General features: G+C 46.4%; 31 protein-coding genes. 25 read left to right on the forward strand and 6 right to left on the reverse strand.

The genetic code is table 11. The annotated features are described in order from the left end of the window. Positions 1-115 precede the first annotated feature (115 nt). From MKY74_RS14840 to MKY74_RS14865, 6 genes are all read left to right on the forward strand, one after another. Entirely contained in the window at positions 116-706 is a 591-nt protein-coding gene (locus tag MKY74_RS14840; RefSeq protein ID WP_076168353.1) for an HD domain-containing protein, read from the forward strand. A 129-nt stretch (positions 707-835) separates the two neighbouring features. Then, positions 836-1489, forward strand: a complete 654-nt coding sequence (locus tag MKY74_RS14845; protein WP_076168351.1) for an SGNH/GDSL hydrolase family protein — start codon at positions 836-838, stop codon at positions 1487-1489. 54 nt (positions 1490-1543) lie between these two features. After that, a complete protein-coding gene (locus MKY74_RS14850; RefSeq protein WP_076168349.1) occupies positions 1544-1792 on the forward strand; it encodes a helix-turn-helix domain-containing protein in 249 nt (82 codons plus the stop codon). Between the two features lie 186 nt (positions 1793-1978). After that, positions 1979-2791 (forward strand): glycoside hydrolase family 25 protein, encoded by an 813-nt coding sequence (locus MKY74_RS14855; protein WP_076168347.1) that lies wholly within the window; start codon positions 1979-1981, stop codon positions 2789-2791. A gap of 125 nt (positions 2792-2916) precedes the next feature. Continuing rightward, a complete protein-coding gene (locus MKY74_RS14860; protein ID WP_192714767.1) occupies positions 2917-3030 on the forward strand; it encodes a sporulation protein YjcZ in 114 nt (37 codons plus the stop codon). A gap of 146 nt (positions 3031-3176) precedes the next feature. Continuing rightward, positions 3177-3416, forward strand: coding sequence for a hypothetical protein (locus MKY74_RS14865; protein ID WP_076168345.1), 240 nt, complete (start codon positions 3177-3179; stop codon positions 3414-3416). Between the two features lie 229 nt (positions 3417-3645). Here the strand turns inward: MKY74_RS14865 and MKY74_RS14870 are convergent, their stop codons facing one another. Together MKY74_RS14870 and MKY74_RS14875 are read right to left on the reverse strand one after the other, a co-directional pair. Next, the gene (locus MKY74_RS14870) at positions 3646-3972 is read right to left on the reverse strand and encodes an SPW repeat protein (protein WP_076168342.1); all 327 of its coding nucleotides are present in this window, start codon (positions 3970-3972) and stop codon (positions 3646-3648) included. Positions 3973-4082: 110 nt separating this feature from the next. Continuing rightward, on the reverse strand, positions 4083-4316 hold the full coding sequence (locus MKY74_RS14875; RefSeq protein ID WP_076168339.1) for a hypothetical protein: 234 nt from the start codon (positions 4314-4316) through the stop codon (positions 4083-4085). A 499-nt stretch (positions 4317-4815) separates the two neighbouring features. Between MKY74_RS14875 and MKY74_RS14880 the strand changes: the two genes are divergently transcribed. Next, the gene (locus MKY74_RS14880) at positions 4816-5139 is read left to right on the forward strand and encodes a WGxxGxxG family protein (RefSeq protein WP_244169200.1); all 324 of its coding nucleotides are present in this window, start codon (positions 4816-4818) and stop codon (positions 5137-5139) included. A gap of 337 nt (positions 5140-5476) precedes the next feature. On the opposite strand, the gene MKY74_RS14885 is transcribed toward MKY74_RS14880, so the two are convergent. The 4 genes from MKY74_RS14885 to MKY74_RS14900 all read right to left on the reverse strand — a co-directional run bounded on the left by MKY74_RS14885 (position 5477) and on the right by MKY74_RS14900 (position 8020). Beyond that, positions 5477-6679: a site-specific integrase gene (locus MKY74_RS14885; RefSeq protein ID WP_076168333.1), complete on the reverse strand. Its 1203-nt coding sequence runs from the start codon at positions 6677-6679 to the stop codon at positions 5477-5479. 258 nt (positions 6680-6937) lie between these two features. After that, positions 6938-7114, reverse strand: a complete 177-nt coding sequence (locus tag MKY74_RS14890; protein WP_167372846.1) for a hypothetical protein — start codon at positions 7112-7114, stop codon at positions 6938-6940. A 14-nt stretch (positions 7115-7128) separates the two neighbouring features. Further along, positions 7129-7278 carry a hypothetical protein gene (locus tag MKY74_RS14895; RefSeq protein WP_167372845.1) on the reverse strand — a complete coding sequence of 50 codons (150 nt, stop codon included), beginning with the start codon at positions 7276-7278 and terminating at the stop codon, positions 7129-7131. Positions 7279-7294: 16 nt separating this feature from the next. After that, complete coding sequence (locus tag MKY74_RS14900; protein ID WP_167372844.1) at positions 7295-8020, reverse strand: helix-turn-helix domain-containing protein; 726 nt, start codon at positions 8018-8020, stop codon at positions 7295-7297. 152 nt (positions 8021-8172) lie between these two features. On the opposite strand from MKY74_RS14900, the gene MKY74_RS14905 reads away from it, so the two are divergent. The 18 genes from MKY74_RS14905 to MKY74_RS14990 all read left to right on the forward strand — a co-directional run bounded on the left by MKY74_RS14905 (position 8173) and on the right by MKY74_RS14990 (position 17974). Then, positions 8173-8352, forward strand: a complete 180-nt coding sequence (locus tag MKY74_RS14905) for a helix-turn-helix domain-containing protein (RefSeq protein ID WP_076169566.1) — start codon at positions 8173-8175, stop codon at positions 8350-8352. Positions 8353-8382: 30 nt separating this feature from the next. Continuing rightward, complete coding sequence (locus tag MKY74_RS14910; RefSeq protein WP_279628446.1) at positions 8383-8508, forward strand: hypothetical protein; 126 nt, start codon at positions 8383-8385, stop codon at positions 8506-8508. Beyond that, complete coding sequence (locus MKY74_RS14915; RefSeq protein WP_076168329.1) at positions 8489-8896, forward strand: hypothetical protein; 408 nt, start codon at positions 8489-8491, stop codon at positions 8894-8896. Before MKY74_RS14910 ends, MKY74_RS14915 begins: the two co-directional genes overlap by 20 nt. A 100-nt stretch (positions 8897-8996) precedes the next feature. Further along, positions 8997-9269, forward strand: coding sequence for a hypothetical protein (locus MKY74_RS14920; protein ID WP_076168327.1), 273 nt, complete (start codon positions 8997-8999; stop codon positions 9267-9269). A 65-nt stretch (positions 9270-9334) separates the two neighbouring features. Beyond that, complete coding sequence (locus MKY74_RS14925) at positions 9335-9688, forward strand: helix-turn-helix domain-containing protein (protein ID WP_244169199.1); 354 nt, start codon at positions 9335-9337, stop codon at positions 9686-9688. Between the two features lie 15 nt (positions 9689-9703). Continuing rightward, positions 9704-9970: a hypothetical protein gene (locus tag MKY74_RS14930; RefSeq protein ID WP_076168325.1), complete on the forward strand. Its 267-nt coding sequence runs from the start codon at positions 9704-9706 to the stop codon at positions 9968-9970. Positions 9971-10053: 83 nt separating this feature from the next. Next, complete coding sequence (locus MKY74_RS14935; protein ID WP_076168323.1) at positions 10054-10743, forward strand: replication protein; 690 nt, start codon at positions 10054-10056, stop codon at positions 10741-10743. 60 nt (positions 10744-10803) lie between these two features. Continuing rightward, on the forward strand, positions 10804-11109 hold the full coding sequence (locus MKY74_RS14940; RefSeq protein ID WP_076168321.1) for a hypothetical protein: 306 nt from the start codon (positions 10804-10806) through the stop codon (positions 11107-11109). A gap of 12 nt (positions 11110-11121) precedes the next feature. Next, positions 11122-11436 carry a hypothetical protein gene (locus MKY74_RS14945; RefSeq protein ID WP_076168318.1) on the forward strand — a complete coding sequence of 105 codons (315 nt, stop codon included), beginning with the start codon at positions 11122-11124 and terminating at the stop codon, positions 11434-11436. A 36-nt stretch (positions 11437-11472) separates the two neighbouring features. Then, positions 11473-11943, forward strand: a complete 471-nt coding sequence (locus tag MKY74_RS14950; protein ID WP_076168316.1) for a hypothetical protein — start codon at positions 11473-11475, stop codon at positions 11941-11943. A 38-nt stretch (positions 11944-11981) separates the two neighbouring features. Continuing rightward, positions 11982-12245: a hypothetical protein gene (locus MKY74_RS14955; RefSeq protein ID WP_076168314.1), complete on the forward strand. Its 264-nt coding sequence runs from the start codon at positions 11982-11984 to the stop codon at positions 12243-12245. 11 nt (positions 12246-12256) lie between these two features. Continuing rightward, positions 12257-12505: a hypothetical protein gene (locus MKY74_RS14960; RefSeq protein ID WP_076168312.1), complete on the forward strand. Its 249-nt coding sequence runs from the start codon at positions 12257-12259 to the stop codon at positions 12503-12505. Between the two features lie 301 nt (positions 12506-12806). After that, positions 12807-13037 (forward strand): hypothetical protein, encoded by a 231-nt coding sequence (locus MKY74_RS14965; protein ID WP_076168310.1) that lies wholly within the window; start codon positions 12807-12809, stop codon positions 13035-13037. Between the two features lie 29 nt (positions 13038-13066). Continuing rightward, complete coding sequence (locus MKY74_RS14970) at positions 13067-13747, forward strand: hypothetical protein (protein ID WP_076168308.1); 681 nt, start codon at positions 13067-13069, stop codon at positions 13745-13747. 72 nt (positions 13748-13819) lie between these two features. Next, positions 13820-14020 carry a hypothetical protein gene (locus tag MKY74_RS14975; RefSeq protein ID WP_076168306.1) on the forward strand — a complete coding sequence of 67 codons (201 nt, stop codon included), beginning with the start codon at positions 13820-13822 and terminating at the stop codon, positions 14018-14020. A 232-nt stretch (positions 14021-14252) separates the two neighbouring features. After that, entirely contained in the window at positions 14253-14753 is a 501-nt protein-coding gene (locus MKY74_RS14980; RefSeq protein WP_076168304.1) for a hypothetical protein, read from the forward strand. A 36-nt stretch (positions 14754-14789) separates the two neighbouring features. After that, positions 14790-15026 (forward strand): hypothetical protein, encoded by a 237-nt coding sequence (locus MKY74_RS14985; protein ID WP_076168302.1) that lies wholly within the window; start codon positions 14790-14792, stop codon positions 15024-15026. Positions 15027-15064: 38 nt separating this feature from the next. Next, positions 15065-17974, forward strand: coding sequence for a phage tail tape measure protein (locus MKY74_RS14990; RefSeq protein ID WP_076168300.1), 2910 nt, complete (start codon positions 15065-15067; stop codon positions 17972-17974). Positions 17975-18084: the final 110 nt, after the last annotated feature.

Genomic DNA, 18084 nt, shown 5'->3' on the forward strand with positions numbered 1-18084 from the left:
GGAATTTTTTTGTTTAGGGGAGAAAAGAAATGCCGGGGATGCCCGAATTGTGTCCGTTTTGTCATGGGCTGCTGGATATGATATGTTCGTCCTAACGTATAGGAGGTTGTTATTCATGAATGAACGTTTGAACCGGCAGATCGAGTTTATCAGGGAAATCGACAAGCTGAAGACGATCTACCGCCAGTCGTACCTGATGGACAAATCCCGGCACGAAAATGATGCGGAGCACACCTGGCATATTACGCTCATGGCCTGGCTGCTCGAGGAACATCTGGATCAGCGGAAGGTAAATCTGCTTCGCGTCATGAAAATGCTCCTGGTGCACGATTTGGTTGAAATCGATGCAGGTGACACCTTCGCTTATGATGAGAAGGGCCAGGAGGGGAAATTCGAGCGGGAAATGGCTGCGGCCAAGCGGATTTTCGGGCTTCTGCCCGTCGATCAGCGTGATGAAATGCTGGCTCTGTGGCTCGAATTCGAGCAGCGGGAAACCTTGGAATCGCGCTATGCGGCGGCCATGGACCGGATTCAGCCATTGCTTCACAATTATTTTACCGGGGGAAAAGCGTGGCAGGAACACGGAGTTGCGGCAGACCGCGTCCGGGCGCGGATCGTTTTTTTGCAGGAGGACCTCCCGGACCTGTATTCGCTGGTTCAGCACTTGATCGACGACGCGGTCAAACAGGGGTATCTCCGCCCCTGATACCGAACAGAATCAGGGACTTTTCAGTATAGACGGTCCCCGCCAATGTGATAGAATGATAGTAACTGCTAAGCGAACTGCGATCTACATATTACTTGCCTGAACGCAAAAAGGAGAGGGACTAAAGCGATGAAGCTGAGCCAAAATGATACATTACTCTTTATTGGGGATTCCATTACGGATTGCGGCCGCGTCCGGCCGGTCGGGGAAGGCGGCTTCGGCCAGCTGGGCAGCGGTTACGTCGCACAAGTCGACGCGCTGCTGAGCGCGGTATACCCGCAGCTTAACATCCGGGTGCTGAATACGGGAATCAGCGGAAATACCGTCCGCCATTTGAAGGAGCGCTGGGAGAGCGACGTGCTCGACCTGAAGCCGGACTGGCTTTCGATCATGATCGGAACCAACGATGTGTGGCGCCAATTCGACCGCCCGCAGAATCCGGATCAGCATGTGTATTTGGACGAATATGAAGCGACGCTGAGGGAACTGGTACAAGCGACACGGCCGAGGCTGAAGGGGCTCGTTTTGATGACTCCATATTACCTCGATCCGAACGTGAATGACCCGATGCGGGCAACGATGGACGTCTATGGGGCCGTCGTCAAAAAGGTCGCCGAGGAATTCGACGCTATCTTTGTCGATACGCAGGCTGCTTTCGACGCGTTGTCGGAGCATGTCTACCTGTCTTCGCTCGCTACGAACTGGGACCGTGTCCACCCGGGATCCCGCGGACATATGACGCTGGCGAGGGAATTTTTGAAAGCGGTCGGCTTCAGCTGGTAAGTTAATATTGAAAAAGTTGCCCTGCCTTCCGATATATAGGTTGAGGTGATACGGATGGCCAAGAAGGGGCAAGTTTTTAGCTCATACAGCCTGGATACCAAACGGAAGGCCGTACATATGCGTCTTCAGGGGATGACCAAAAAAGAAGTGGCTGCCGCATTAGGCATCGCCGACATCGGCCGGTTAAAGGTATGGATGAGGAAATACCGCGAGCACGGGGAATCCGGGCTCATGGATCAACGAGGCCGCTCAAGGGAAACGCTGACGATCGATCGGCCCTTGGCGGAACCGGTTCAGCATTAAATTTCGGGGAAGAAGCTCTGATTTGACGGGCTTCTTCTTTTTTTTCGCGGGAAGAGGCCGGGCCGGAGCACATTTTGCAAATGGGTCTGGATTGTCCAACCGTTTGTGCATTTATGACATATGGATAAAATAACCTTACAATCAGCACTATATGCCGCAAAGGTAATCCGAATGGAGGTGTTGTCAGTGCAAAGCCGGAGCGCAACCCACGCCAAAGGCATCGATGTGTCGCATTGGCAGGGCATCATCGATTGGAAGAAGGTCCGCGGCGCGGGATATTCGTTTGCCTTTCTTAAAGCGACAGAGGGATCCCGGATCGTAGACGACCGCTTCCGGGCCAACGCGCAGGACGCCAAAAACGCGGGGCTTCTCGTCGGGGCATACCATTTTACCCGTGCGGCCTCAACGGATGATGTCAAGAACGAAGTGGATCATTTCCTTCAGGTGATTGAAAGCGCCGGGGGGCTGTCCGCGTTCAAGCTGCCGTTTGTGCTGGATATCGAAACGAAGGAAGGCCAGACCAAGGCGCGGATCAGCCAGATCGTGAATACGTGGGGAACCCAGTTCAAGCAGCGGACTGGCCGAACCCTGATGATCTATACGTTTCCAAGCTTCATTGATTCTTACCTGGATTCGTCGCTCGGCTCTTACCCGCTGTGGTATGCCTATTACAGCAGCGGTACGCCGGCCAACAAGGCGGGCTGGAAAGCTTGGGAATTTATCCAGTATACCAACAAGGGCAAAGTGCCGGGGATCAGCGGCGACGTTGACCTGAACGAGTATAAAGGAAGCGAGGCGGAATTAATGGCAGCATACAGCAATCCAGCGCCGAACACCAGCGAAACAGCTCCGCAGTGGAAGGAGTCGGGAAGACAATGGCTGATCGACCAGGTGGGAATCAGTCCCGACTGGAAGGCTGAAGATCCGGTTGATATCGGGACGCTGGGCAGCATTTTGCTCAAGTATACCCAGAATGTCCTGGGCAAGAAGCAATCCTGATTGGCTTAAACGTACCTTTCGCGCAAAATAGGCTGTGCTCTCGCCATGAAAATTGGGTCTTTGACCAGACCATGAGGAGCGGGCTTTCATACCATAAGAGTATGAACCCGGAGGGAGGGAATGAAATGAGCGGAGTCGTTGGAGGTTATGGCTGCGGCGTAAATCCTTTCGCATCGACAGGTGCAATTTTGGTCCTCTTTATTTTGTTGGTCATCATTACCCGTTCTTTCTGGATATAACGTCTACAGAAATATAGTTTGCTCACCTGTTTTCGGCGTCCTGCCGGGGACAGGTGGCTTTCTTTGGATGCTATAGCCTGTACATACTTTCGGGCGTGATTCATTTTTGAGCAGCCGGGTATTTGTACTCCAAGAGGTGATGAAACATGGACAAGGAGTACAAGGACCGGCAGGAGCCCGTGAATCGTGATGAAAACGAAAAACATGCACGCATGGATCATCCGGAACAGTATGCCACCGAGCGCGAAAGCCTGTTCGACCGCTATGAAAGCGAACGCAACGTGGATCCGATCCCCGTGGAGGATTTAACCGAAAATATGAAGGACGAGCAGAATAAAGAGCACACCAAAGATTCCTCCTCCAGCGAAAAGAAATATCGACCGTAACAGCCCGGCTTTCCTTACGGACAGGATCAGGAAAAGAAAAAGCGTAGGTTTCTCCCTATATGGGACAAGCCTGCGCTTTGCTATGCTCTCGGTTGCAGTCATTTGCTCATGGTGCCTGGTGTTGGCTGATCTGGCTTTTATTTTTTAGTAAGAAGAAACAAGAAACTTAAGTTGATTGTAACAAGGGCTGTTCTAAGGTACGCTGATCCGCCGCTTTTCTGCTTCGGGTTTAATCTTTGGCTCCCATCGTGATCAAATTGAGAAGCACCGTTACGGCACCAAGAATAATGCTGGTCCATAATGCGCTTGTATCTACGGAATAAACGAAAGGGAATACGATGAACCAAACTCCGGCAAGAAGCGAAATCCAATTTTGCCAGGAGCCCCATCCCGAACTGGAGAACGCCCACAATGAGACGATCAGCTGAACGGCACCGATAATGACGCTGGTCCACAATGCGCCGTTATCGTCAGAGAACCCGAAAATCCAAGGAGCGATAATAAACCAAATGCCAATCAGAGCGACAATCGTGTTGTCTACGCTTCTGAGCTTCATACACACACCTCCGGTTATAAATTGCCAACATCAGGATACGTAAAAATCATATGCAAATAATTCCAGTTCATGACCTGCTGCACAAATTAACATCTGGAGTCAGTTGGATCCTAGAAAAGCGTATCCTTGCCCCGGACTCCTTCATTGGCTGAAAGGCGGGATGAAGTATTCGCCGTCATCCTGCACACTGCCATATGGTTCGCGATGGCCGCCAGGTCCCCCGCCGTGTCCTCCACCAGGGCCACCATAGCCTCCGCCACCGTGATAACCTCCATGACCTCCAATACCCGGGTAGCCTCCATGGCCGCCATGCCCGTATCCGCCGTATCCCCCGTATCCGCCAAAATAGGGATATCCGGCATAAGGATAGGGATATGGATAAGGAGAGTAGTATGGATAAGGATAATAAGGATAATAGGGATAGGGATAAGGATAGGGATAAGGATAATAGGAATAAGGGGATCCAGTAGTTAAAGACATTCTAACGCCTCCCATTTTCAACTATGGAAACAGCGTATGCCGGAAGGCGAAAATCGTGATAAGTGCCCTGTAAAAATGGGCGCATGCCCCGTAACCAAACAGACATCAAAAATTAATACTGGCATAATGCTGTTTTAATGTTTCATTCACAATTGGTTTGTATATTTATATATATAACCCCCTTTGATATATATAGTACGGAATGGACCCTGACGGCCTTGGCGCTGTGACAGGGTCATTTTTTTGCGTAAAACGGGAAATACAAAAATATTCCATGGGATGAAATAGATACGGGCTGCGGACTGCATAGGTGATATCTCATTTGGGAAACTTACGATTGAAGTCTTATACCTGGAGGTGAAAATGATGAAGAAGCGTATCGCTGCAGCCCTGCTCACAGCCTGCATTTCCATGAGTGTTGCCGTACCTGCATTTGCGTATGGCAATGGTACTGGTACCGGCACTACGGGAACTACAGGAACATACAACACCAACAACACGAACGGAACCTATGGCACCAACGGTATGAACAATACTTACGGCACCTACGGTACCAACAACGGATATAACAACACGATCCGTACCAACGCAGCAAATGACAACAACGACGTGGACTGGGGATGGCTTGGACTTCTTGGCCTGCTTGGATTGATTGGACTCCGCGGAAGAAACCGCGAGCACTCCTAAGCGACTCGGTATCCCATAATCAAGCAAAAGCACCCTTTCGGATTCTGTGATCTGAAGGGTGCTTTTTTTATGATTAGGAACAAACCGTACAAGTGCAGCGCGTTCTGATACAAATACAATCGGATGATAACGAAATAAAATTGGGCGCCCCTTGCGGGACGCCCTCATGGGAGATGTGATAATGGGGTTATTTTCGACTTTTGCGTGTAGCTCTAAATATTGATGTATTAGGGTTTGCTAAATATTTCATGATGCTCTGAGAAGGGGATTTTGTTTAATTATTGCGGATTTGGTACCCAAATGGTACCCAATTTAGTGCCCAAGCAAGGTACTCAATTCAGGCCTTCTTTTTTGTCGGGATCGTGATGTCGTCAAAGACGCTTGCAGCGGCCTTGTCCACGGATTCAAATATGTGCCCATATATCTCGAGCATCTTCGTATTTGTGTGCCCTACACGCTTTGCAATTGCTTCAGAATGGACCTTCTTAAAGATCATCCAGGATACTGAGGTATGGCGTAAATCATGAAGTCGGATTGGCTTTAGATTATGCTTACGATGGAAATCAATCCACCAGGACGTTAACCGTTGAGGGGAAACTGGTTTACCATTTGGATGACAGAAAAGAAATTCAAATTCACCGTTCTCCCATTTATCCGCAATCTTGAATCGATCTTTGCGCCATTCGGAATAATAAAGCTTAAGTTCTTCGACAACGGAAGGGGAGATAGCGATCTTTCGAACGGACTTTTTATTTTTAGGCCCTTTGATTACAGGCTCATTATTTTTATACATGGGTATGGTCTGCTTGATATCGATAAACCCATTTACTAAGTCAATATTCTTCCATTCTAAGCCGGCCATTTCCCCGCGCCTCATTCCTGTGGTAACGGCTAGTGTCACCAGGATACGAAGGTGTAAAGGTTCATCCACCAGCGCGTCAAACAACGCTGTGATTTCCTTTTCGTCGTATACCTCCATTTCCTTTACGTCATCCTCTTTGGGCTTCTTGACTCCAGCCATAGGGTTGTCCTTCAAAACCCTCCATTCAACCGCCTTAGAAAATATACTCCGCAGTACCCTGTAGTTATAAACGATCGTCGCGGAACCAGGTGGCTTGTCTCCTCTTAGGGCAGCTGCTCGAGTACTTAAATACTCGAGATAGTCCTTAATATGCAGCGTTTTTATCTTTTCCATATGCATACTTCCGAAATAAGGCAGTATTCGCTTCTCTGCATGGAACTTATAATTCAGCTGCGTCTTTTCCTCAAGTTCTACTTCAACGAACTGTTTAATCCACCTTTCAGTAAAAGCCTCGAATGTCATCTTCTCTGGCTTTACATAATTCCCGGCATCCACTTCCATTTGGAATTTTATAAGTTCGGACTCTAGATAGTTCTGGAGGCGTTTTGGAGCACGCAGAAGGGCTGGATCTTCTACTCTGATGGTTTTCTTCTCCTGGAGTCTTTTACCGTTTGCGTCATATCCAAGCTCTGCAATAAGCCGCCAAGACCGTTCACCACGTTTTTGGATGCTTGGCACAGTGAAAACCTCCTTAATAATTCAATGATTACCGATAGCAGAACACTAAACAGGTATGTTGATACCCTCGATGGGACTTAGCCTATTTTACGTCGATAACTTCTTATGAAATTCAGCTTAAACGCTGCGTAATGATGGTCAGTCTTGGCTCGAGAAATTTCGTGTTGGTATACTGGGGGGGGCATTCGACCACCACTAACCTGCTTGGGTTCAAATCTGATACCCCATAATTGTTTCTGTAACTACCCTTAAAACGGCTCACAGCGCGTGCTGGGTGCTAACGATATACTTGTCCAACACTTCGTCAAGGTTATACGCAACGACACCATGCTTTACAAATACCTTTTGCAATTCCTGACGAACTAAATTCTTGACTATTTCAGCAGAACGATCCTCTATACATTTGTAATGGATAGTAAATGCCTTCTTTTTCATTATTACGATCCCCTCTAAACTTTACCTTTTACAAGATCGACAACTTTAACTTTGATACTCAGGCCATATTCACGCTTGGCAAAGTTTTCAATCCCTCGCTCAAGCCATTCGTTTATGGGTTTCGTACCGTTGATTTCTGTGACATTGAATTTATGTTTTTTCATCGTTCCTGATCCTTCCTTAGGACTTACTCCGATTCTGAAAGAGGAGCTTTAACATCTCCAAAACGCGTTGGCGATCTTCTTCTTCCAGAAGGTGACCGTTGTAAGTGATCCTCTCATGTTGAATAATGTCCTCTAGTTTTTTGGGCCGTGGTTGTCTTGCCCCCACCTCATAAGCTGAATTCCACTTAATGTGAAATTCGTGTGCAATGTCCTGCAGTTCTTGGAGAACATCCCACTGAAACTGAGGATTATCTATTTCTAGAATCATATCTGAATATTGTTTCGGAATATCCTGTCTGATTCCGTTTCCATCACTAACAGTTATTTTATTTTTCGTTTGTATATTGTACTTACGAAATATTTCCCCGACCCTTTCAATAAACGCCGTTTCTATGGAGTTGTAAAAATCCTTATCACGATCACCAATTAACAATTCAACAAAATATCTGATATTTTGAGCTATTTGCGAGTCGTTTTTAATTCTGCCTTCCCATTCCAACAACTGATCAACTTGATCACTGGTTAGGTGTCCCGCTTCTCTCAACAGTTCAGCATGACTCATGCCTAGGTGTGAAGCTATTTTACCTAGTATTTCTGCAGAAGGAATTTTTTTGAGTTTTCCGTTCTCAATTTGAGACAGGTAAGGGTGCGAAACACCTGACTTTTCGGAAAGCTGAGTCAAATTGTACCCTCGTTCTTTTCTCTTCTTGCGAATAAATTCTCCAAATTTAACAACATCCAAAATAAACTCGCTCCTTTCAAACAAATAATACATCATTTTTGTTAATGCAACAACATATCTCTTGACACACCAACAAAAACCATTTATATTTGATGCATCAACACATGTTTGATACATCAACATAATTTAAGGAGGTGATTCTTTTGGGAACGATGACTGTCAAAGAAGCTGCACCATATATTGGCGCCAGTGAATATAAGCTTCGTGAATTGGTCCGGCAAAAAAAGATTCCTGCTTATCGAATTGGAAACAAAATTATGTTCCGTAAGTCAAGCTTAGATGAATGGATTGCTAATCAAGAAAAGCAAAATTCCGCTGAGTACAGTCTTTAAAATATTTTTCTAGCAGAAAGGGGAATGCCCATGCGCTACTTCGGTAAAAAGATTGGCAGCAGCTTATATCTTCGGACAAGCGCAGGCAACTGGGTTTCACTGAAATTAATTGCAGCAGCAGAAAGGAGAGAAGTGCTTGAAGCCGATCAAGCTTAATCCCACTCAAGACGTCAAGGAAGGCACCTACCTCGAACTAGCATGGTTGGTCCCAGATGATGAACAACGTGCGGTAACAACGGATGGTTTCTTTGTGTCCTTGGTGGAGGTTGTTCCGGATCCGGACAGGAAGGGAGAATACAAGCCAGCAAGGGAATATGAGTACACTCCGATTGCCATAGATGATAAGCGATCAGTAGAAGGGATTAAAGAGATCATCCAGACACTGCAGGCGATGACCGCATACGAGATGATCACCAAGCACTTTAACGAACAGTGGGGAACTTTCTTTGTAAACCGAGATAAGAATTACGTCGCTGGATACGGGGAAGACGCTGAGCATGACCCGATTGGCTTGAGTGGAGAAAGACAAGACAGGGATTATTGAGCACTAAAACTGATCCTGGCTATGTTAACCCTAAGAAAGTGAATAATGTCTTTTTACATTTATAGTTGTTTTAAAATTTCGGAAAGGAGGACGGATTGAGATGAAGTATACGAACGAGGAACGCGAAACCGTCTGCGTTTACGATCATGTCGATAACAAATGGGACGTATACACTTGCGTACAAAAACACCTGACCAAGCTTAATAAGATTGCTACCCCCTACTGGGAGGAAAAGGATGGAGAAAGCGGCCGAGTAACTGCGGGCAGATGGAAGCTGAATAGCAGTCAAGTTAGATTCGCAGTGGAAAGACAATTTACTGACGAGCAGCGGGCGGCCATGTCGGAACGAGCTCGAAAGAGATTCGGCAGTTAATCCACTATAAATTAGCCCCCACCTGAAGTAACAACTTAAAACACTATTTTGAGGAGGTTCATGAAATGGTACGTAAAAGAAATGTCCGTCATGCAGTGCCGACAGTAATAATTCAGCAGCCATCCAGCCAACCGGCTCAGATCGTTGAAGTAATTGAACGCCAGCCGCAAATGGATCAGGGAGCGATAATGATGCAATTGGCCCAATTGGTAGCCCAGCAGCAGTCTAAAGCACCTGAGGCGCCGCAGACATTCACCGTCAAGGAAGCAGCTGAATACCTGCGCTGCTCCACCTGGACCATTTACGATCTGTGCCGGACGGATAGCATTCCGTATTTCAAAGTGAAAAGTCGTTATTTTTTCCGGCGACATGAGCTTGATAAATGGATTTCGGGGAATACAAATGCTTGCCACGTGTAATGGGAGGGACCGACATTGGAAAATCAAAATGTGACCCTTCGGCTGCTGAAGTTGATCCGGGAGTTGACGAACAAAGCTGCCGCATTGGAAGGGATCGGGATTAAGCTCATGTTAACTGACGAGATGATAGAGGAAGTAACGGCTGCCATGTTTGAAATCAACGGGGTCAACCCAGTAGCAGCCGGCCCACTCCATCTATCCTTGGTCGATTACACTTCAGGAGCTATTGAAGTACACGATTTCCTGAACTTGTTATCGGGGGCGGCGGTGATGTCTGGATGAACGAAGACGCGATCGCGCAATGCATAAACCTCTTGAATGAATTCTGCAGTTTTGCGGCTGTGGAGGATAAGAAGGTGAGGTGAGTGGAGAACAGCAACGATTCATTATTTGTTAAGGTTCCCCACTGGGTGATGAACTATCTGATGACAGCTGATCTCAATATGACACAGTTCAGAATTTTGAATGCGGTAATCAGGAACACCTTTGGTTACAACCAAACGGAACATTGGCTTTCAGTCAGTTTCCTTTCTGGCTTAACTGGTTGCAATCAAGAACAGGTCAAAAGGGAACTTAGGAAAATGATACAGCGCGGAATTATTATTCAAAGGAGGGATGGAAGAAAGAGGTACCTGCAAATTAACCCGGCTATAGGGGACTCATTAGGTTCTTCTATAGGGGACTCATTAGGTTCCTATAAGGGGGATTCATTAGCTCCCCATATAAAGAAAGAAACTAAAGAAAAAAGGAGTAAAGAAAAATATTACATCGATTTCGTTGAAATCGACGATCCCCTTATTAACTTTTATTTGAATCATTATAAGAAAGTGATGAAAAGAAAGCACGTAAGGATATCCGAGAAAACTTACGAATTCATTCAAAACCAAATAAGTCATTTGATCGAATGCGGAACAACTCAGGAAGAATGGGAGGAGGGGGTGACACAGTTCTTCAAAGATCCGATCAAGGAAGGCAATAACAGAAGCATTAGGTATTTTCTTGAATTATCCCATCGATATTTCGAAGTTCATTTATACAACCAGTTCAATAAATAAAAAAAGCTCCCTAGGTAGGAAGCCATCGACGAAACAATCTTACCACAGGGGGGGCCAGTTATGCCATCGCTTGATAAAGATGCTGAAAAGCGTGTTGTTTCATATCTCCGAAAGATCCATTTAGCGTTAATTCTGGATCGCCATGATGATCAAACGCGGAGAGTCCTCAATCTGATAGCAAAAATGCCGGAAATGGAGAAGCAGATCATCACTCGTAAATACATTCAGACCGAAGCTGAGTACACCAGGCATCAGGAAATATACCGTGATTTGTGCATTTCGGATGGTTTGTATAGAAAAATCCGGCTAAGTGGGCTTCGAAAAATTCACGATGATCTAACACTGCGGGGGATCAGCCCTGACTAAATTAAGGGGGTGATGAACATCGAACGGAGTACAGTGAAGAATCAAATGATAGCTACGCTGGACGTTCTTAAATCAGGAAAAGTTACTGAAATGGATGTAGTGAATTATATTACCGAAATTATTTGGTCTTATCAGGAAGCGATAGAAGAGAATGCGCAGCTCATTCAGGCGTTACAAGTCGCCGTCCAGGATAAGATGACCGAAGACATCATCACGACAGCTGCTCGCAATTTTATTGATCATCAAGGGTTGAAAAGGGAATTTTCGGACTACTTGAATAGGGGGCTCTCAGAAATCGGTTCAGACATACTCGGTCCGGTTCAATAACAAATCAATAACAATCTAACAAAAAGGATGATAACCATGAAAAACATAAGGGAAGTTGCTCCTGTCATCGTCGATAACGAAACAGGCAAAGAAGTTCCGTTCGCGCAGTTTCTCGAGGAACAATCCGGCACAGGCGAACTGTTCAACTCTGATATTGGAATGATGCTCACATCAGCACTCAGCCCTCGCACCGATTGGGAAGAAGTTAACGATTATCTTGCTCCGATCGTCAAGGGAGTACTTTCTGAAGCCGTGCAGATTGAGGACAAGCGGATATACATCGTTTTGGTCCTGGCGATCAAGGAAGCATGGCAGGAATTATGCGAGCACCACGAAGTCGACAAGGCGGCTGACCGTGAATTTCAGATGGATCTCGATGATCCTGGGTTCACCAGCAAGTTCGAGCAGCTGCTGAAAGACCTGTCTTACGGCCGGCAAGTTGTTAAGGCCCACAAGGTTGAAGCGCCTGGCTCCTACCGCCTGACAGTGGGGTATCGGTCAAAATAATTAAGACAGTACGGCTTCTTTGAAAGGAGAAAAGGGCTATGGATACGGCAATTTGGCAGCAGGTTGCGGAATTAAAATCAAAATTATTGGAATTGGCTTGTACGTTGATGAGTGTTCCTGAGGAAGAATTTTCTCGGGAACATGCGATCCTTGATTTATACATGTTTGTAGAGGACGTCCATAAGTTGGAGGAACGATGCCTGGAGAACGTTGTAAATAGGGATTTAAAAACCGCCAGAATGCTGGCTGATTTTAAAGAGCGCCTCTACATAGGTGCTAATAAATCAATGGATATGAAGTGAGGTGAAGATCGATGAGCGGAGTAATTGACCTTGCTACAGCATTGATTGGTTACCGCGGATTGAAACTTGAGGAAATTATTAAACTTCTCACGGATAGTGTTGTAGTTCTGTCAAATGGAGAAAAGGCGGTCGAACTAGCTATTTTTGAAGAGAAAGTCGGTCTTCCTGATAATTTCTTTGCGAACGCCATAAAAGAAGGAGCCCCCACTGCGGCAACAGCGGAGGCATCAGAAACAATCAATGGATATTCAACGAATTAAGTACATTATATCCAATCATCTTATAGGAATCAACTATAAAAATATTTCTGTTTATTGGAGGAGGTGATAAGTCCGTGGTCAAAATTAACAACAATGGGGTGGCTCGTTCCCCACCCCTCGTTATTTCTGTTTTACGCCAATAACTATAGGCGTTTGAGGCGCTCACCTCATCAAGGGGTATCAAAGTACCTATCCAGTAGGAGGACGACGAAAGCCAAAAGAGTAATCAGTGTTCAAAGGTAAAGAGCACTTCAAATAAGGGGGCCTTAAATTGGCCTCGTAAGAGAGAAGGATACGAAATATGAGTGAAAATACAAAACCAACACAGTATACGGAGCAAGAACGTGTACAGATACTCCAGTCATGGCGGAACCGTGACAATAGCCGTTACATTGACGAGGCTATAGCTTCTGGAGAGTCTCCCGAGGATGCTGCCTTGCGGATCCTCAACGCATCTATGAAACGGCAGGAAACAGCTAATGATATGGTCGCCTATGCTCGTGAAATCGGAGCTCGTCGGAAGAAACAATAAATTATTAAGTCATGGGGAGAGATTGAATCATGTTAAAGAAAAAAGACTGGAAAGAGCTACTGCAGGAGTTCCTCGATAAAGTTGATAAACGGGAGCAGCTGATCCAAGGCAAGATTGACGATCTCCAGGAGCAAGCACAAATTATTAAAACGAAGATCAAGGACAACTCTGACCAAATGATTGAACTGGAGATGAGCGAAGACACCACCGGTATTGAAAAATTCAAGAAGGAAAACCGGACACTGCGGATTGAGCTTGAAGAAATCCAGGATTCCATTGATGGATATAAAACTCAACTGGGTACTTCTCGAGACTACTACGCAAAGGACATGGAAAAGATTCGAGCAGCTGCGAATAAGGCCGAGGAAGAACGCCTTCAACAGTATAACGCCAATCACGCCCGATTAGATGAACTGCAGGCACAGATTGATGAGCTCAAGAAGCAGATGGAGAATACAAGGTATGAACTTCGTGCTAGCAGAACGACAGTCGAAGATTTGAAATGGAAATTCCATCTTATTGATCCACGTCTGGGCGAAATACCGAGTTACGAACAGGAGAACTTTATTAAAATTTGGTTGGCCGGCGAAGACACGGAAAGATACTTCGACAAGAAAGAAGCCTCACCCGGGCGAAATGTTACTCATGTCGATATGAGCCAAGGGGGCAGTGATTGGGTGAATTACCCGTCGCCTTACAGTAACAGATAATGTCTTGCGCAGGAAACATGTTAGGGCGTGTTATCTCAGCGTCCTTTATTAATATCTCGGAGGTGGAGGGTCATGGCTTCGACAATAGAACAGAAAGACATCTCCCGTAAAAGCTTCCAGCAATGGAAGGCTAAGAACAAGGCTGGATTAAACCAAGGACCGGGCCGTCACACCAGAGGTCAAAGACAACATGAGAAACGCGATCGGATCAAGGCAGCGCTCAAACGTAATCATTTAAGTGATATCTCGGCCAAGGATCGGTTGGAGCAATAAATCCAAGAATTCGGAGGCCGCTTATCGAGTAAAGCACGGGTCCTGGGAAGGCCTCAAACCGACTGCGGGTGCGAACGACCCCGATCCAGCTCCAGATTTTTATTTTAAAAATCACTTTCCCTTTCGGATGTCGGTCGTCTGGAGGGGAACTTTTCAATTTTTCGCTTCGAATTATGCATGAAATTTTCAAAACAGCCTGCCAATAACAAAAGGGAAAGTGAGGTGATGAAAGATGGGAAAACAAAAAGCGAAAGCGGAGAGCTTGCAGGATCGAGAGGTAATCACCTCAGAATTGGCTGCGATCGTGGGGAAAACACCCCAATGGATACGGCAATTGACCCGGGACGGCGTCCTGAAGCAGGTGAATAGAGGAAAATATCTGCTTGCCGAAGCCGTCCAAGCCTACTGTGAACACGTTTCAGGCGGTAAAGAGGACGATAAAAAGCCTCGGTTTATCGATGAGAAGACCGAACATGAGCGCATCAAAAAGGAAAAGGCCGCCATTGAATTGGAGCAACTGAAAGGGAACCTTCATGCTGCTGCGGACGTGGAGTTGCTACTGTCGGACTTGATCCTGACAACAAAATCCCGTCTGCTGGCCGTCCCCAACCGAATTGCTACAGAATGTGAGAACGAGCCGGCTAACGTCGTTGAGTCTGTTGTTCGCCGAGAGATAGAAAGTGCCTTGTCAGCGCTGGCGAAGTACTCCCCGATGGAGCGTGACACACCATAAAAGTAAGCAAATCAAATATGTAAGGACGAAATAACCATGAAATTAGAAGAACTCAAAAGCAAATATCCGGATCTATACAACCAAGTTATAGCAGAGGCTGAGCAAGCTGAGCGCGAACGCGTCATCGCCCTAAATGAATTTGCTAAGTCTCCAGGAGCAGCCGGCATTGTAGCACAAGCAATAAAAGACGGCCGAACGGTTGCCGAAGTCGCTGTCGAGGTGCTCAATGCGCTAATGACGCGTTTTCAAAACCAAAGCGAAACACCCACATGAAATCATTAATCAAAATTGGTACAAAGGAGGTTTAACTCATGCCCAAAAAGTTTGAAATGACATTCGAGCTCAATGGCGACATTGACCCCAAGCTAACCCGAACATTCGATGATCTCTCTAAGGACGTTACGGGACTTGGCAGAGACTTCAACAGCCTGCAGCGGGCGAAGGGGTTCCGGAAGATCACCCGGGATGCTGAGGACGCCAAGGGCGCATTCCATGAGCTGCGGGAGGACGTCAAAGAATTCGGTGAGATTTTTGAAAAAACGCTTCAGTTCACAGGAGCACACGCTATTATTACTCGAGTCGGTGATATGTTCTCCAACATGATTAACGAGGTCGGCGCCCTGGACGACTCCGTCCACCAAATGGGGGCAGCAACGGGCGCCACTGAAAAAGACATGGCCGAGTTTAAGGACACCATTCAGGAGATTTACGCAGGGAATTACGGCGAGGGATTTGACGACATTGCTGATTCACTGGTCAACGTCCGGCAGGTTACCGGGCTGGCCGGAGATGCGCTGGAGCAGGCGACCAAGAATGCACTCATTCTGAAGGATACCTTTGGTTATGACGTTAATGAGACGGTACGCACTACAGACGCACTCATGCGGAATATGGGCCTTACAGCGGATCAGGCTTTCGATTTGATTGCCCAGGGCAGCCAGCGCGGCCTGAATCGTTCTGACGACCTCCTCGATACCTTGAACGAATACTCCGTCCACTTTAAAGACGCGGGCTACGATGCAGAGGAAATGTTCAGCATACTTGAATCAGGTCTCAAAAAAGGCACATTCAATTTAGATATGATGGGGGACTTGCTGAAGGAATTTAATATCCAGATCAGAAGTGGTGATAAAGCTGTCACCGATGCATTGGATTATCTCTTTGCTCCTACAGGTATTGATTCATTCGTTGATGCATTAAGTAAGGGCGGAACAAAGGTTAAAGAGTTCACCAAACTCTCTAAGGTGGCCGGAAAAGATGTGGCCACCGATCTGGTGAAGTCCTTGAAAAAGGGCGGTGCTTCAGCGGAGAAAGCTTCATCCCAGATTGTCAGTTATATGAGCGACAGTCATAAAATCATACAAGGCTTAGGAGATGGCTCATTAAAAGCACGGGATGCACTGGGTCAAATCATCACTAAGCTTGATAGTCTGGATGATGCCAATACAAAGAATCAAATGGGAGTGGCCTTATTCGGAACTAAATACGAGGATTTGAAGCATGAAGCAGTCGAAGCGTTGAAGGACATCAATGGCGAGTATGATAAAACTATCGACACCATGCAGCAGATTTCCGAAGTCAAGTACACCAGCGTGAAGAAAGAACTGCAGGGGCTTGGCCGCGAGCTCATGACGAACCTGGTTATCCCGATCGGCGAGGACGTTATGCCGGCGCTTAACGGTGTGACGGAATGGGCGACCGATAACAAGGATCTGGTCAAAACGCTCGCTCTCGGCGTGCCGGCGGCCATGCTGGCCAAAAACGCCTATTCCATGGGTAAAGATTTCACCAAGGTCGGTAAATCATTTTTCGATACGACGAACGGGGCCAGCAAATTCGATAAAACCCTCAGCATGATGACGAGCCCTGCAGGGATTGCAGTTGGGGCTATAGGACTTGTGACAACTGCTGTCCTCACATATAAAAAGCATCAAGAGGAAGCTCGGGAAGAACTTCTTAACATGGGAGATTCCCTTCAAAAGTCTTTTGATGATTATCATGCTATTGATGATCAGACAAGGCGCACCCAGAACCTGATAACCGAGTATAAGAAACTAACGGATAAGATCAATGATTCAAAAACCCCTGCGCAGGATCTTGCTGAAGCACGTAGGAAGTTAGCCGATACAGAAAAAGAACTGATCAAGCTGAACCCAGATATCCTTAGTGCTGAAGATGCTAAGAATGGCGTGTTCATGGATCAATTAGATACCTTGAACAAAATTGATAATACCACGCGAGAAATAAGTAGGCGGGATCTTGAGGCTAAAGTATTTGACGCTCAAGATAATTTGCCGAATCTTGTGGCTGAATACGAAGATATGACTTCAAAGGTTGATGACTATAAGCAGTCCATGCTTGATGCAGAGAAGTCTTATCAGCAATTTAAAAGTTATGCAGCGCGGGCAAGGCAAATTTACGATACCACCCAACCTGGAAGCGAAGAACAACGCCAAAAAGAAGATGAGCTTGCAAATGAAATTCTAAAAGCTACAGGTCAGGATTACATTGGCCGGGTGGGGCAAGTGAAAAAAACCATGGATGACTACAAAGCGTTATACGATTCCATGCGGACAAAACTCAATGAAACAGATAATTCCATTATCGAGGCGGAAAAGTCGTATCAGCAGCTGTATGATAAACAAGTTGAACTCATCCAAATTAACGATCTTGGCGGGGAGAAATTCTCAACCCAAGCAGCCAAGTTTGCGAAGATGACGGATGAAGAGAAAAAACGATTTGAAGAGGCTGCTTCCCATATACGCGATTTGAATGCAGCAATGGACGAGATGCCCCTATCTAAAAAGATTGACTTGTCTGTCGTGTGGCACCAAACCGGCACGATCCCAGATTATTCAACTCCTGCAGGAAAGCAGATAAAGCATATTGAGCTGAGGGACCCGGGATTTAATGGTTATGCGGATGGAGGCCGGGTAACATCGCCTGAGTTGGCGTGGATCGGCGAGGGCGGGGACGATGAGTTCGTCATCCCGGTTAATAATTCGAAGCGGTCCAGAGGGCTATATGCAGCAGCCGGCGAAGCATTAGGAATTGAGACAGGCGGCACCTGGGCACCTGTCTTTAATATGCCAATAACTATTCATGGAAATGCTGATGCTAAAGTGGTTGCTGGTGCCGTCCGGGATGGTCAGAAGGAATGGGAAAGTCATTTGAGGACGTACGAGCGAACGCAGCGGCGGAGAAGTCTTTCAAGTAAATAATCCAATACTGGGTAAGTTAATATGTACCTAACGACCGTCCATTTAGGCGGTCTTTTCTTAATTACTGTTCTGTTTAAATTGCTTTTCATTAGGGCCCTTACCATTTTTAA

The organism is Paenibacillus sp. FSL R5-0378 (assembly GCF_038009285.1).
GTDB lineage: Bacteria > Bacillota > Bacilli > Paenibacillales > Paenibacillaceae > Paenibacillus_AQ > Paenibacillus_AQ favisporus.

What these genes read in the sequence shown, in the direction of transcription:
- MKY74_RS14880 (WP_244169200.1), top strand. Translation starts at nt 4,816, where the DNA reads ATGATGAAGAAGCGTATCGCTGCAGCCCTGCTCACAGCCTGCATTTCC.
- MKY74_RS14975 (WP_076168306.1), top strand. Translation starts at nt 13,820, where the DNA reads ATGGCTTCGACAATAGAACAGAAAGACATCTCCCGTAAAAGCTTCCAG.
- MKY74_RS14910 (WP_279628446.1), top strand. Translation starts at nt 8,383, where the DNA reads ATGCGCTACTTCGGTAAAAAGATTGGCAGCAGCTTATATCTTCGGACA.
- MKY74_RS14860 (WP_192714767.1), top strand. Translation starts at nt 2,917, where the DNA reads ATGAGCGGAGTCGTTGGAGGTTATGGCTGCGGCGTAAATCCTTTCGCA.
- MKY74_RS14960 (WP_076168312.1), top strand. Translation starts at nt 12,257, where the DNA reads ATGAGCGGAGTAATTGACCTTGCTACAGCATTGATTGGTTACCGCGGA.
- MKY74_RS14850 (WP_076168349.1), top strand. Translation starts at nt 1,544, where the DNA reads ATGGCCAAGAAGGGGCAAGTTTTTAGCTCATACAGCCTGGATACCAAA.
- MKY74_RS14985 (WP_076168302.1), top strand. Translation starts at nt 14,790, where the DNA reads ATGAAATTAGAAGAACTCAAAAGCAAATATCCGGATCTATACAACCAA.
- MKY74_RS14870 (WP_076168342.1), bottom strand. Translation starts at nt 3,972, where the DNA reads ATGAAGCTCAGAAGCGTAGACAACACGATTGTCGCTCTGATTGGCATT.
- MKY74_RS14955 (WP_076168314.1), top strand. Translation starts at nt 11,982, where the DNA reads ATGGATACGGCAATTTGGCAGCAGGTTGCGGAATTAAAATCAAAATTA.
- MKY74_RS14965 (WP_076168310.1), top strand. Translation starts at nt 12,807, where the DNA reads ATGAGTGAAAATACAAAACCAACACAGTATACGGAGCAAGAACGTGTA.
- MKY74_RS14925 (WP_244169199.1), top strand. Translation starts at nt 9,335, where the DNA reads ATGGTACGTAAAAGAAATGTCCGTCATGCAGTGCCGACAGTAATAATT.
- MKY74_RS14840 (WP_076168353.1), top strand. Translation starts at nt 116, where the DNA reads ATGAATGAACGTTTGAACCGGCAGATCGAGTTTATCAGGGAAATCGAC.
- MKY74_RS14890 (WP_167372846.1), bottom strand. Translation starts at nt 7,114, where the DNA reads ATGAAAAAGAAGGCATTTACTATCCATTACAAATGTATAGAGGATCGT.
- MKY74_RS14865 (WP_076168345.1), top strand. Translation starts at nt 3,177, where the DNA reads ATGGACAAGGAGTACAAGGACCGGCAGGAGCCCGTGAATCGTGATGAA.
- MKY74_RS14970 (WP_076168308.1), top strand. Translation starts at nt 13,067, where the DNA reads ATGTTAAAGAAAAAAGACTGGAAAGAGCTACTGCAGGAGTTCCTCGAT.
- MKY74_RS14895 (WP_167372845.1), bottom strand. Translation starts at nt 7,278, where the DNA reads ATGAAAAAACATAAATTCAATGTCACAGAAATCAACGGTACGAAACCC.
- MKY74_RS14980 (WP_076168304.1), top strand. Translation starts at nt 14,253, where the DNA reads ATGGGAAAACAAAAAGCGAAAGCGGAGAGCTTGCAGGATCGAGAGGTA.
- MKY74_RS14990 (WP_076168300.1), top strand. Translation starts at nt 15,065, where the DNA reads ATGCCCAAAAAGTTTGAAATGACATTCGAGCTCAATGGCGACATTGAC.
- MKY74_RS14920 (WP_076168327.1), top strand. Translation starts at nt 8,997, where the DNA reads ATGAAGTATACGAACGAGGAACGCGAAACCGTCTGCGTTTACGATCAT.
- MKY74_RS14905 (WP_076169566.1), top strand. Translation starts at nt 8,173, where the DNA reads ATGACTGTCAAAGAAGCTGCACCATATATTGGCGCCAGTGAATATAAG.
- MKY74_RS14945 (WP_076168318.1), top strand. Translation starts at nt 11,122, where the DNA reads ATGAACATCGAACGGAGTACAGTGAAGAATCAAATGATAGCTACGCTG.
- MKY74_RS14845 (WP_076168351.1), top strand. Translation starts at nt 836, where the DNA reads ATGAAGCTGAGCCAAAATGATACATTACTCTTTATTGGGGATTCCATT.
- MKY74_RS14950 (WP_076168316.1), top strand. Translation starts at nt 11,473, where the DNA reads ATGAAAAACATAAGGGAAGTTGCTCCTGTCATCGTCGATAACGAAACA.
- MKY74_RS14940 (WP_076168321.1), top strand. Translation starts at nt 10,804, where the DNA reads ATGCCATCGCTTGATAAAGATGCTGAAAAGCGTGTTGTTTCATATCTC.